Below are 12725 nucleotides of genomic sequence, written 5' to 3'. Positions count from 1 at the left end.
TATGTCAATATTACTTGTTTGTCAACATCGCGATTCAAAACCTTGGTTCAAGGCTTTTAAAGAAAAAAATCCGGATTTAGATATTCAGGTTTATCCTGAAGTTGAAAATCCTAATGATATAGAGTTTGCCATTTCTTGGCGTCATCCTGAAGGGATTTATAAGAACTATCCCAACTTAAAAGTCATTGCATCGATGGGAGCAGGAGTTCATCATGTTTTGAAGGATCAAACGATTCCTGATGATGTGAAAATCACAAGAATTGTCGATGAAAACCTGACACGCGATATGGCTGATTTTGCTTTGTTGAATACCCTGTTTCATATCAGAAATTATAATTTTCATATAGCGCAGCAACAAGAGAGAAATTGGCAAATAAAAGCTTACCGACAACCACAGGAAACAAAAGTTGGTATTTTAGGAATGGGTGTTTTAGGACAAGCTGTGGCAGAAAAACTTTATCAAAATGACTTTCAAGTTTTAGGATGGTCAAAATCAAAGAAAGAGAATAAAGCCTTTAGAAGTTTTACAGAAAATGAGTTTGATGAATTTATGTCACAACTCGATATTTTGATTTGCCTATTACCATTAACCGAAGAAACAGAAGGTGTTTTGAATTATGTAAACCTTAAAAAGCTACCTCAAGGCGCAAAGATAATTAACCTTGCACGCGGGCCACATGTTGTTGTTGATGATTTGATTCAATTGCTTAACGAAGAGCATTTGTCAAGTGCTGTTCTCGATGTTTTTGATGAAGAACCTTTGCCGAATAATTCACCTTTTTGGTCGCATCCTAAAGTTTTAGTGACACCTCACGTCGCAAGTATGACGGATCCACAATCTGTCGTCAACCAGATTTATGATAATATTGAAAATATGAAAAATGGAAAAGATTTAAAAAATCAAGTTGATCGCTCCAAGAAATATTAGTTTTCGATAGGAATCCATAACTCAGAATGCCATTTCGAAGGATTAATTTCTCTTTGGTTATCTTTCGATAACATATAGATGATTGGTAATTCGTTTAAAACTTCTGAATTAGATTGATTGATGCTTTGAAAACTTTCATACCATAGTTTATCGATATTTGAATAATTTCCTAATAAGCGATGCCGTGTATAATTTTGATTTTCGATGCGAGAAATATTGTAATCCGCATTAATTAAATCGTGAGACAATTCAGGTTCAATTAAATGAATTTGTGCTACTTGATATTGAACTTCATCAGAGCTGATTTTGTTGATCAATATACAACTTAATGTCACATTGATTTCTTTTTCTGCTTGATTGAAATCTTTAAAAATTGAATTTGCATTGTTCACGGCAGCATTCAAATCTGAACTTCTTTGCATTGGAGATTTCAACAAGAATCCACCAGATAAGCTTTTATTTTCTAAAGGCTTGACATCAAATGATTGCATTTCTTTAATGATACTTTTCTCTAAATTCTCAAGACCTTCAGTAAATTGTTTTTTAGCAATTTTAATGGCTGTTTCCTTATTGATCAATTGATTCAGTTTATCAAAAAAGTCGACTTGCGTGTCAATTTTAAGGGTTACAGAAGTTGATTCATTTTTGTTTTTAGAAACTGTCCAATCTAAATTGACATACTGATTGCTGAGCCAATTTTTGAAATGAATTTGTTCTGGGAAATTATTTTGTGATGGTAGTAATTCTATACTACTGTAACTTGATTTATTTGAGTTCAAAACAATATTAACCGAATCTGTTTTTGTTGCAACAGGCCAATTTTTTCTAAATGAGTCAAAGTTATTTAATTTTTGAGTAACAATTTCCTTAGGAACATCAAACTCATGATTAACATAGCCTTTCGTTTCTATTTTCTGAAAATGAACAAATAAATAAAATCCTAAAAAAATCAGGATAATGGCAAGCAAAATATAAAGTGCTTTTTTCATGCTTTCGTCATTAATAAACCAAGAAATGTTGCTGTAAGTCCTAAAACTAAACTCAGTATAAGATAAATGAAAAAACTTTGATAGGCGCCATTTTTAAGAAGATTTAATTGATCGATGCTAAAGCTAGAGAATGTTGTAAAGCCGCCGCAAAAGCCGACTGCAGTTAAAAGATACAAATCTTGATTTTGACTTTCGTCTTTTAAAAAATAGCCTATAAAAAGTCCAATTAAGAAGCTACCAATAATGTTAACTGTGAGCGTTCCTAAATTAAAATCAACCCATTTGAATTGAGAAAAGTATTTGCCGATAAGGTATCGACAAATACTTCCTAAACCTCCACCTATAAAGACTAATGCGAGGTTTTTAATCATTTATGATTTACTTTTTTCTGCTGTTAATTCAGCAATTTTGATAATAACTTCAGTAGCTTTTACCATGTTTTCTAAAGGAACATATTCAAATTTTCCGTGGAAGTTATGTCCACCAGCAAAAATATTTGGACACGGTAATCCCATATAACTTAATTGAGCGCCATCAGTGCCACCACGAATCGGTTTGATGATTGGTTCAATATCCACAGCCTTCATCGCTTCTTCAGCAATATCAACGATATGTTTAACAGGTTCTACTTTTTCTTTCATGTTAAAATATTGATCTTCAATCTTAATTTCGAAAGTGTTTTGACCATATTCTTCATTAAGATTTCTCACAATATCTTCCATCAATTGTTTACGAGCCTCGTATTTATCTTTGTCATGATCACGGATGATATAGTTGAGTTTCGTTTCTTCAACTTCACCATTAATTGCTGTTAAATGAAAGAAACCTTCATAACCTTCAGTTTTTTCAGGAACTTCACCTTTTGGTAAACTATCGATGAATTTCTGAGCCATATACATTGAGTTGATCATTTTTCCTTTGGCATAACCAGGATGTACAATACGACCATTAACAGTGACTTTAGCAGAAGCTGCATTAAAGTTTTCGTATTCCAATTCTCCAATTTCACTACCATCCATTGTGTAAGCATATTCAGCACCAAACTTCTTGACATCAAATTTATGCGCACCGCGACCGATTTCTTCATCAGGTGTAAAGCAAACTTTAATGTCTCCATGTTTGATATCTGGATTTCTTAATAAGTACTCCATTGCAGACATGATTTCTGTAATACCAGCCTTATCGTCAGCACCAAGAAGCGTTGTCCCATCTGTCGTGATAATTGTATTTCCGATATATCTTTTTAAGTCGTCGAAATAACTTGGTGACAAAACAATATTTTTTTCTTGATTCAGAACAATGTCTTTTCCATCATAATTTTCATGAATCTGAGGATTGACATTTTTACCTGTATAATCAGGAGAGGTATCAAAGTGTGAAACAAAACCAATGGCAGGAATATCATGATCACAATTAGAAGGCAAAGTTGCCATCACGTATGCATTTTCATCAATACTGACATCACTCATCCCGATTTCCTCAAGCTCTTTTTTTAGTAAATTCACTAAATCCCATTGTTTTTCTGTACTTGGTGTTTCATTGGAATTTGGATCACTTTCTGTATCGATTTTGACGTAGGTTAAAAATCGTTCTAAAATCTCTTTATTATTCAGCATGTTATTATTTTTTGATGTTCAAAAATAAGCAATTTATTTTTCCTTTTCTGTTCAAATTCAATTGAGAAATCTTATTATTAAGTTATTTTTGCAAAAACATTGGCTCGTGTATAATTCTCTTCTTAAACCACTTCTTTTTCAATTTGATCCTGAAGAAGTACATCATTTTACTTTCAAGACTTTACGTCAATTTCATAACATCCCTGGTTTTAATTTTTTATTCTTTAAAAAATATCAAGTTAATTCTGAAAAATTAGAAACTGAAGTTTTTGGTATTAAATTCCCAAATCCAGTTGGATTAGCTGCCGGTTTTGATAAAGATGCAAAACTTTATAAAGAACTGTCAAGTCTAGGCTTTGGTTTTATAGAAATCGGAACTGTGACCCCAAAACCGCAAGATGGAAATCCTAAAAAACGTTTATTCAGATTAAAGGAGGATGAGGCGATTATCAACAGAATGGGATTTAATAATGAAGGAGTAGGGGCGACTCTTGAAAGATTAAAAGATAACAAAAATGTGATTATTGGCGGTAATATTGGTAAAAATAAAATCACAGCCAATGAAGATGCAATGAATGATTACGCCATTTGTTTCCATGCATTGTTTGATGTTGTTGATTATTTTGTTGTGAATGTGAGTTCGCCAAATACGCCAAACTTAAGAGCTTTACAAGACAAAGAGCCGCTCACAAAATTACTTTTGCATTTACAGAAGCTTAATGATGAGAAAGAAACGCAGAAGCCAATTCTTTTGAAAATAGCACCAGACCTAACTGATGATCAACTTTTAGATATTATTTCAATCGTTGAAACTACAAAAATAGCTGGCGTGATTGCAACGAATACAACAATTAGTCGAGAAGGTTTAACTTCTTCTGATAAAGATGAAATTGGCGGATTGAGTGGAAAACCATTGACAAAGCGTTCAACTGAAGTAATAAAATTTTTAAAAGAAAAAAGCTTAACAAAATTTCCGATTATTGGTGTTGGCGGAATTATGACGGCTGAAGATGCGATTGAAAAGTTCAAAGCTGGCGCAAGTTTAGTTCAGCTTTACACTGGTTTTGTTTATAAAGGGCCTCAACTCATTAAAGACATTAATGAAGCTGTGCTTCAGCAAAAGGAGTCTTAATTTTTTATATAAAAGTTAATAAGGAGACAAAGACTTATTTCAGCTAAAGCTTTCATAAATACTGCAAAATCTTATCTTTGAGGCATGGAATCAGTGAAGATAATCGAATGCCCACGTGATGCAATGCAAGGCATCAAAAATTTTATTTCTACAGATAAAAAAGCAAAGTACATACAGTCTTTGCTGAATTGTGGTTTTGATACCATTGATTTCGGAAGTTTTGTTTCGCCTAAAGCAATCCCACAAATGCGAGATACGGCTGAAGTTTTAGATCAATTAGATTTAAGCCGAACACAAAGCAAATTGTTAGCAATTGTTGCTAACCTGCGTGGTGCTCAAGATGCTTGCCAGTTTAATGAAATCGATTATTTAGGTTATCCTTTTTCAATTTCTGAGAATTTCCAGATGCGAAACACACATAAAACCATAGCAGAATCTGTTGAAGTTCTTAAATCTATTATCGGAGTTGCACATCGACATGATAAAAAAGTTGTGGCTTACTTATCAATGGGATTCGGAAATCCTTATGGAGATCCATGGAATGTTGATATTGTTGCTGAGTGGACAGAAAAACTTGCTCAATTGGGTGTTGAAATCTTGTCGCTTTCTGACACTGTTGGCTCATCAGATCGTGAGACAATAGAGTATCTCTTTTCAAACTTAATTCCTCAATATCCTCATATCGAGTTTGGAGCGCATTTGCACACAACACCAACAGCTTGGCATGACAAAGTTGATGCTGCTTATCAAGCAGGTTGTCGACGCTTTGATGGCGCAATTAAGGGTTTTGGTGGTTGTCCAATGGCTAAAGATAAACTGACAGGAAATATGCCAACCGAAAAAATGCTTTCTTACTTTACACAACATAAAGTCGATACAAATGTCAAAATGACGAGTTTTGAGGCGGCTTATAATCAGTCGATGCAGGTTTTCTGATAAGATTGAGTCAGCTCATTTTTTCTCTTTACCTTTGCAACGTGAAAAATTCTAAGAAAGATATACGCGCATTAAGTAAAAAAGAGTTGCAAGATTTCTTTGTGGCTCAGGGAGATAAATCATTTCGAGGCACTCAAGTTTATGAGTGGCTGTGGCAAAAAGCCTGTTATGATTTTGATGATATGACAAATATCTCAAAACAAACGCGTGAAATGCTTCAGGAAAACTTCGTGATTAATAACATCGAAGTTGATACCATGCAACGCAGTTCTGATGGAACCATCAAAAATGCTGTCAAACTTCATGATGGCTTCACAGTTGAATCTGTTTTGATTCCGACTTATTCAAGAACAACAGCTTGTGTTTCTTCACAAGTAGGATGTAGTTTAGATTGTAAATTTTGTGCAACAGCACAATTAAAGCGTTTGCGAAATCTCAATGCAGATGAAATTTATGACCAAGTTGTCGCCATTGATAGAGAAAGCCGTTTGTATAATGATATGCCTTTATCAAATATTGTTTATATGGGAATGGGCGAACCATTGATGAATTACAATAATGTTTTAAAGTCTATTGAAAAAATCACATCGTCTGAAGGATTAGGAATGTCACCAAGACGAATTACCTTATCAACTTCCGGTGTTCCGAAAATGATTAAAAAATTGGCAGATGATGAAGTGAAATTCAATTTAGCTGTCTCATTGCATTCTGCGAGAAATGAAGTCAGAAGCCAGATCATGCCTTTTAACGAAAGATTTCCTTTAGAAGATTTGCGAGATGCTTTAATATATTGGTATGAGAAAACAAATAAACCTGTCACTTACGAATACATCGTGTGGGAAGGGATTAACGATACTCATCAAGACATTCGTGCATTAATTGAATTTTGCAGACACATTCCGTGCAAGGTTAACTTGATTGAGTACAACCCAATTGATGATGGACAGTTTCAGCAAGCTTCAGATGATGCTGTTGCGAAATATAAAAATGCACTTGAAGCAAACAGAATAACAGTAACTTTAAGACACTCAAGAGGTAAGGACATTGATGCTGCTTGTGGACAATTAGCGAATAAGCATTAAATATAAAACATGTTTAAAAGCAAAAAACCCAGAACGAAAGTTCTGGGTTTTGTTATTCTAAGAAAACTTAGATTATTTTTTGATAATCTTCTTAGTTAATTTACCTTGGTTTGTTTCAATGCTAATCATGTAAACACCTTCAGCAAAAGAAGTTAAATCAAGTTTATTATTGTTAAGTTCAACATCAATGTTTTTTCCTAATAGGTCAAACATTTGTACTGAAGTTACTTCGATATGAGAAGGTAAGTTCAATTGTACAAAGTCTGAAGTTGGATTAGGATAAACAGAAATCATTTCAGCTAAATCACCTGCAACACCCATTGCTGTATTGTCTCTTAAAACCCATGAAAATGTTGGGAATGGCTCGCCAAGTAAAGCTGACGCATCAGTCCAAGAAGTTGCTCCGGCTCCAAATAAGTTAGCTGGGTCAATTAATACAGCATTGTATGTAGTAGTTTCATCAGAACCCATCCAGTTCCAACGACCATCTCCAGTAGGAGCAGTTGTTGCAGAAGGGAAAGCAGAAATCCAATAGTTACCTGCTGGTAAGGTAATTTCTGTACCTCCATTAGCCGCTGTTAAATCAATTTGTAAAAAGTTACCATCTGTTAAAGTGTAGTTGGCGTCAGTAATATTAGCTAGTGCGTAAAGTTCTCCGCCTGATTCTGGATCACCATCAGGTGCACCATTATTATCTTCAAAAATATAAACATTAAAGTCGGTAATATTACTTTCAAAAGAAAATAGACCACCTGAACTTACATCTAAACTACCAAAGCCACTAATATCTAATGTTCCTAGAGTGACTTCTTCAGTAATTGTAAAAAAATCAGCACCATAGACAGCAGTACCGTCATTTCCTTTAGTTGAAATTAAACCTGTTTGTGCTATGCCACCTGGTCTGTTGATGATTTCTTGCGCTTGTGTCGCTATTGACATTAAAGCAAAAGCTAATAGTAAAGTAATTTTTTTCATGTTTATTTATTTTAAGTTATTAATTACGGCGTGAATATATAACAATTAATGATAATACTATAAATTTAATTGTTAAAAACAACTAGAGTGTTTTTTATTTAAGGAAATCTATATAAAATTTTTATTTCTGTTTTTTAAAAATTGAATTCATTAACACAATAAAGAATCTTTTAAGAACCCAGAACAAAAGTTCTGGGTCATATTATGTAATGTAAAATTAATTTTACTTGACAAATTTGAATGTCTCTGAAGAATCACCGATGCTTACTTTAGCAATAAATAAACCAGATGATAAATTACTGATATTGATTTCAGAATTCATTGAATCAAGTTCATAAGTCCCAACTTTTTGACCTAAAGAATTGAAAATTTCAATAGTATCAATATTTGTATTTGCAGATAAACCAAGAACATCAGTTGTGTTGTAGAATTTAAAGTTATGCGCTGCAAATTGATCGTTTGAAGCATTTGGCTCAGTGGTTACAGAAACATCATCTATTTCAATTGTGAAAACATTAGTAACGTCATGATGTCTAAAGCCAACATAGACTGTTTCTCCTGCCATACTAGTCAAATCTAGAGTTTTTTCATAGAAATTTTCTGAACCAGCAGGGCCATTGTCTGAAACCAATTCATTAAAACTAATAGAGCTTGATGTTAATTCTGAAACAGAGTTTCCTGTGGCAACATAAACAGTGTAGTTTTCATCAGAGTACGCAGCGTCTGCAGCTGACACATTCCAAGTTAAAGTAATTGTATTTGTTCCATCCTCCCCAGTTAAGTCTATTGCAGGGGAAACAGCGTAATTATCTGGAGTCAATGGACCTGAAAAAGAGCTCCATGATGCTGATCTAAGAACAGGAGTGTTGACAGGAGTCCCATCTTCTTCCTCTATTTGAACAACAAACCATTCGTTAGCATCTCCATCTTCATCATAAAGTGTCCAATCTGAAATATCTTCGTCATTAAAGTCATCTTCCCAAATCACTGTTTGAGAGTAACCGATTGATGCCACAAAAAGTAAAGCTAGTAAAGTAATTTTTTTCATGTTAATTTATTTAAGTTATTAAATCTGGCGTGAACTTAAAATAAATCATATTAAGTCCAAAAAATTATTTGTTAAAAGTGACAAGCTTATTGTTTTTTAAGAGAATCTCTGTTGAGTTCATACTTTTAAGATTGTTCCGAGTGTTAATTGTCCTTATTATTGTTTAGAAAAAATTAAGCTATTACATCAAATCAAGATACTCTTTCTTAAAATATTCTTAGCTTCTTTTAATGAATGAAATTTATATTTACTTTGCTATTTTTGACATATGAAAATAGTTTATCAAATAAAGGAACCCATTGCGCATGAAATGGAACTTTTCGAGAAAAAGTTTTCGCTCTTTATGTCTTCGAGGGTTGCGCTTCTTAATAAAATCACACACTTTATTGTTAATCGCAAAGGAAAACAGATGCGTCCAATGTTTGTATTTCTAGTGGCAAAAATGGTCTCAAAAGGAGAAGTCAATGACCGAACTTATCGTGGCGCTTCAGTCATAGAACTTATTCATACCGCAACTTTAGTTCACGACGACGTTGTTGATGATAGTAATCAACGTCGAGGTTTTTTCTCAATAAACGCTTTATGGAAAAATAAAATTGCCGTGCTTGTTGGTGATTACCTCTTATCCAAAGGATTATTACTTTCTATAGATAATGATGATTTTGATTTGTTGAAAATTATTTCAGTTGCTGTTCGTGAGATGAGTGAGGGCGAACTTTTACAAATCGAAAAAGCAAGACGTCTTGATATTACTGAAGAGGTTTATTATGATATCATCCGTCAAAAAACAGCAACACTAATCGCAGCTTGTTGTAGTTTGGGCGCTGCTGCTGTTAAGCCCAAATCTCAAGATGTTGAGGATATGCGAAAGTTTGGCGAGTTGATCGGAATGGCTTTTCAAATAAAAGATGATTTATTTGATTATGGTCAACAGAAAATAGGTAAACCTACGGGTATAGATATTAAGGAGCAGAAAATGACATTGCCATTAATTTATGCATTGAACCAAGCTTCCAAAAAGGATAAAAAATGGTTGATCAATTCTGTGAAAAATCATAACAAAGACTCTAAGCGTGTACAAGAAGTGATTCAGTTTGTCAAAGATTCAAATGGACTGGTTTATGCTGAAGAAAAAATGCATGCCTATAAAGATGAAGCACTTCAATATCTAAAGAAATATCCAGAATCTGATTACAAAGCGTCCTTATTATTAATGGTTGATTATGTGATTAACCGCGAAAAATAATTTATACAATTGATTTCAAAGTCAACAATAGATAAAGTTTTTGATGCCGCCAGAGTAGAGGAGGTGATTGGCGATTATGTTCAACTCAAAAAATCTGGTTCTAATTTTAAAGGTTTGAGTCCTTTTTCTGATGAACGCACACCGAGTTTTATGGTGTCGCCAGTAAAGCAGATTTGGAAGGATTTTTCTTCGGGAAAAGGAGGGAACGCGATTAGCTTTATCATGGAGCATGAGCATTATTCTTATCCTGAAGCCATCAGATATTTAGCTAAAAAATATGGCATTGAAATAGAAGAAACCGAGCAAACTGATGAAGAAAAAGAAAAGGCTTCTGTTAAAGAAAGCATGTTTGCTGTTTCAGCTTTTGCACGTGATTTTTTTGTTAAACAACTTTTCAAAACTGATGAAGGGAAATCTGTTGGCTTAAGCTATTTTAAAGAACGTGGTTTTACAAATGAAACCATCAAAAAATTTGAACTTGGGTATTCACCTGAAAATTGGACTGCGTTAACCGATAGGGCGCAGAAAGAAAAGTATCAACTCGATTATCTTTTATCAACGGGTTTGACCAAAAAAAGTGGTGACCGAACTTATGATGCTTTTCGTGGGCGAGTCATTTTCCCGATTCATTCCATGTCTGGTCGTGTGCTTGGTTTTGGTGGTCGTATTCTAGATCAATCCAAAAAAACAGCTAAATATCTTAATTCGCCAGAAAGCGAAATTTATCATAAAAGTAAAATTCTTTACGGTTTATATCAAGCCAAGCAATCCATAGCAAAAAATGATAATTGTTTATTAGTTGAAGGTTATACCGATGTTATTCAGTTTAACCAAAGTGGTCTGCAAAATGTTGTTTCTTCTTCTGGAACGGCTTTAACGCCAGATCAAATCAGACTCATCAAACGTTTAACTTCAAATATTACTGTTTTATTTGATGGTGATGCTGCAGGTCAGCGTGCTTCATTACGTGGTGTCGATTTGATTTTAGAGCAAGACATGAATGTCAAAATTTGTAGCTTTCCAGAAGGTGAAGATCCTGATAGTTTTGCAAGGAAAAATTCCTTTGAAGAAGTTTCAGATTTTTTAAAAAATAATGCGCAAGATTTTATTCAGTATAAAGCTTCTCTTTTAGCAGAAGAAGCACAAAATGATCCTGTCAAAACTTCCGAGTTAACTCGGGATATTGTCGAAAGCATCGCTAAAATTCCTGATCCAATTAAGCAGGAATTGTATATTAAAAGCTGTGCGAACATCATGCAAGTTTCTGAAGGAATTCTATTCAGTACGCTGGATCAAATGCTGAATCGTCAATCTAAAAATAAGAATAAACAACAGCAGAAACAACCAGAAAAACTCTCTAAAGTTAAAGACATTGAGCTGCCAAAAGTTGATCCGCAAAAAGAGTTGGAACGTATTATTATCGGTTTACTTTTTAAGTATGGTTCTCATTCTGCAAGTTTTGAAGATTTTGAAATTGATTTTGATGAAACGGGAAATGAGGTTTTAAAACCTATTTCGACTGAACATAAGGTTTATGAAAAAATCTACATGGATCTTCAAAGTGATGAAGTTGAATTTACTGATGATGTTTTTAAAGATTTATATCAAAAATTAATTGATAATTTATCAACGCAAGAAAAATTTGAAATCTCTTCATTTATCAATAATCTTAATACAGAATTAGCGAGTGAAGCAACTTCTGTTGTGATGCAATTTGATAAATACGATATTCATAAATGGGAAAGTCAGAATATTTTTGTTAAAGATAGAAATGAACTCGAGCCTTCAGAAGTGACAGAAACCATCCTTAATTTAAGACGTATTCTGATTCATCAAAAAGTAGAAGATATGATGAAAGAAATTCAAAATGCTGATGATGATCAACGCATGGAAATTTTACAAGAAACGATGGAATACAAGCAACTTGAAGTTCTAATTGCCAGAAAATTAAATCGTATTATTTAAGATTCTCAGGAATTTCACAAATAGGAATTGGCGTCACTTTGTGTTGATTTTGCTTGTTTAAACGCTGAAATATTTCTAAAACTTCAGTTTGTCTTTTGCTAAGTTGAGTAACATCTCCTTCAAAAGTCATTGCCCATTCAAGTTCATCGTAAGTCGCGCCCAATTGATCTTCATCGCTTCTTTCGTCTCCAAACAAACCATCTGTTGGCTGAGCTTTTTGGATAACATCAATAATTTCTAATTCTTTCGCTAATGCAAAAACTTCAGACTTCATTAAATCGGCAATCGGATTAATATCAACGCCGCCGTCACCATATTTAGTAAAAAAACCAACACCAAAATCTTCAACTTTATTTCCGGTTCCAACAACCAGTTGTTTACCAAGTCCTGCAAAATAATATAAACATGTCATGCGTAGTCGAGCTCTTGTATTGGCTAAGCTTAAATCAAGCTGAGGCGAATCTGTTGATGGCATTTCATTTTTAAAGGTTTCAAAAGTAGAGGTTAAATCAACAGAAATCGAACTGACATTTTTATGTTTTTTCTTTAAAAAATCGATATGTTTTTGAGCGCGATCAACCTGATTTATATCTTGGTGTATTGGCATTTCAACACATAAGGTCGGTTTTCCTGTAATGGCACATAAAGTTGAGACAACTGCTGAATCAATTCCGCCAGAGATACCAACGACAAAACCTTTTTGATGAGCTTTTTCTACATAATCTGTAAGCCAATTTTTGATAAAGTTTATGATTTTTTCAGATTGCATGCCTTCTCGATTAAGATTTATTATAATTACATTTGCAGT

Annotated in this window: 12 protein-coding genes; 6 read left to right on the top strand and 6 right to left on the bottom strand. The window is 33.6% G+C overall.

Annotated features, from left to right (window positions below; translation table 11 throughout):
• Position 1 precedes the first annotated feature (1 nt).
• Positions 2–928 (top strand): 2-hydroxyacid dehydrogenase, encoded by a 927-nt coding sequence (locus CAP47_RS04480; protein ID WP_100775574.1) that lies wholly within the window; start codon positions 2–4, stop codon positions 926–928.
• Here the strand turns inward: CAP47_RS04480 and CAP47_RS04475 are convergent.
• Genes CAP47_RS04475 through pepT form a run of 3 tightly spaced genes read right to left on the bottom strand, consistent with a single transcriptional unit; the run spans position 925 to position 3533 of the window.
• On the bottom strand, positions 925–1917 hold the full coding sequence (locus tag CAP47_RS04475) for a hypothetical protein (RefSeq protein WP_100775573.1): 993 nt from the start codon (positions 1915–1917) through the stop codon (positions 925–927). The two genes, CAP47_RS04480 and CAP47_RS04475, sit on opposite strands and share 4 nt — an antisense overlap.
• Positions 1914–2288: a fluoride efflux transporter CrcB gene (gene crcB / locus CAP47_RS04470; protein WP_317042688.1), complete on the bottom strand. Its 375-nt coding sequence runs from the start codon at positions 2286–2288 to the stop codon at positions 1914–1916. Before crcB ends, CAP47_RS04475 begins: the two co-directional genes overlap by 4 nt.
• Positions 2289–3533, bottom strand: coding sequence for a peptidase T (gene pepT / locus CAP47_RS04465; protein ID WP_100775572.1), 1245 nt, complete (start codon positions 3531–3533; stop codon positions 2289–2291). It lies immediately after the preceding gene.
• A 106-nt stretch (positions 3534–3639) separates the two neighbouring features.
• On the opposite strand from pepT, the gene CAP47_RS04460 reads away from it, so the two are divergent.
• The 3 genes from CAP47_RS04460 to rlmN all read left to right on the top strand — a co-directional run bounded on the left by CAP47_RS04460 (position 3640) and on the right by rlmN (position 6683).
• On the top strand, positions 3640–4665 hold the full coding sequence (locus CAP47_RS04460; protein ID WP_100775571.1) for a quinone-dependent dihydroorotate dehydrogenase: 1026 nt from the start codon (positions 3640–3642) through the stop codon (positions 4663–4665).
• 84 nt (positions 4666–4749) lie between these two features.
• Positions 4750–5601 (top strand): hydroxymethylglutaryl-CoA lyase, encoded by an 852-nt coding sequence (locus CAP47_RS04455; RefSeq protein WP_100775570.1) that lies wholly within the window; start codon positions 4750–4752, stop codon positions 5599–5601.
• Between the two features lie 41 nt (positions 5602–5642).
• Positions 5643–6683 carry a 23S rRNA (adenine(2503)-C(2))-methyltransferase RlmN gene (gene rlmN, locus CAP47_RS04450; RefSeq protein ID WP_100775569.1) on the top strand — a complete coding sequence of 347 codons (1041 nt, stop codon included), beginning with the start codon at positions 5643–5645 and terminating at the stop codon, positions 6681–6683.
• A gap of 72 nt (positions 6684–6755) precedes the next feature.
• Here rlmN and CAP47_RS04445 read toward each other — a convergent pair whose 3' ends face one another.
• Both CAP47_RS04445 and CAP47_RS04440 read right to left on the bottom strand, forming a co-directional pair.
• A complete protein-coding gene (locus tag CAP47_RS04445) occupies positions 6756–7658 on the bottom strand; it encodes a T9SS type A sorting domain-containing protein (protein WP_100775568.1) in 903 nt (300 codons plus the stop codon).
• 223 nt (positions 7659–7881) lie between these two features.
• Positions 7882–8706 (bottom strand): T9SS-dependent choice-of-anchor J family protein, encoded by an 825-nt coding sequence (locus tag CAP47_RS04440; protein WP_100775567.1) that lies wholly within the window; start codon positions 8704–8706, stop codon positions 7882–7884.
• Positions 8707–8974: 268 nt separating this feature from the next.
• Between CAP47_RS04440 and CAP47_RS04435 the strand changes: the two genes are divergently transcribed.
• Both CAP47_RS04435 and dnaG read left to right on the top strand, forming a co-directional pair.
• Positions 8975–9952, top strand: coding sequence for a polyprenyl synthetase family protein (locus CAP47_RS04435; RefSeq protein WP_100775566.1), 978 nt, complete (start codon positions 8975–8977; stop codon positions 9950–9952).
• Between the two features lie 9 nt (positions 9953–9961).
• Positions 9962–11917: a DNA primase gene (gene dnaG, locus CAP47_RS04430; protein WP_100775565.1), complete on the top strand. Its 1956-nt coding sequence runs from the start codon at positions 9962–9964 to the stop codon at positions 11915–11917.
• Here the strand turns inward: dnaG and nadE are convergent.
• Positions 11910–12686, bottom strand: a complete 777-nt coding sequence (gene nadE / locus CAP47_RS04425) for an NAD(+) synthase (RefSeq protein ID WP_100775564.1) — start codon at positions 12684–12686, stop codon at positions 11910–11912. The two genes, dnaG and nadE, sit on opposite strands and share 8 nt — an antisense overlap.
• Positions 12687–12725 lie beyond the last annotated feature (39 nt).

It is taken from the genome of Psychroflexus sp. S27 (assembly GCF_002810405.1).
Lineage (GTDB): Bacteria > Bacteroidota > Bacteroidia > Flavobacteriales > Flavobacteriaceae > Psychroflexus > Psychroflexus halocasei_A.
The sequence above is the reverse complement of the archived record's forward strand: the minus strand, read 5'-3'. Positions and strand labels throughout refer to the sequence as shown.

Excerpts from the sequence above, each read along its gene's own strand:
- CAP47_RS04455 (WP_100775570.1), top strand. The coding sequence starts at position 4,750 with ATGGAATCAGTGAAGATAATCGAATGCCCACGTGATGCAATGCAAGGC.
- nadE (WP_100775564.1), bottom strand. The coding sequence starts at position 12,686 with ATGCAATCTGAAAAAATCATAAACTTTATCAAAAATTGGCTTACAGAT.
- crcB (WP_317042688.1), bottom strand. The coding sequence starts at position 2,288 with ATGATTAAAAACCTCGCATTAGTCTTTATAGGTGGAGGTTTAGGAAGT.
- CAP47_RS04440 (WP_100775567.1), bottom strand. The coding sequence starts at position 8,706 with ATGAAAAAAATTACTTTACTAGCTTTACTTTTTGTGGCATCAATCGGT.
- CAP47_RS04475 (WP_100775573.1), bottom strand. The coding sequence starts at position 1,917 with ATGAAAAAAGCACTTTATATTTTGCTTGCCATTATCCTGATTTTTTTA.
- CAP47_RS04435 (WP_100775566.1), top strand. The coding sequence starts at position 8,975 with ATGAAAATAGTTTATCAAATAAAGGAACCCATTGCGCATGAAATGGAA.
- CAP47_RS04445 (WP_100775568.1), bottom strand. The coding sequence starts at position 7,658 with ATGAAAAAAATTACTTTACTATTAGCTTTTGCTTTAATGTCAATAGCG.
- CAP47_RS04480 (WP_100775574.1), top strand. The coding sequence starts at position 2 with ATGTCAATATTACTTGTTTGTCAACATCGCGATTCAAAACCTTGGTTC.
- pepT (WP_100775572.1), bottom strand. The coding sequence starts at position 3,533 with ATGCTGAATAATAAAGAGATTTTAGAACGATTTTTAACCTACGTCAAA.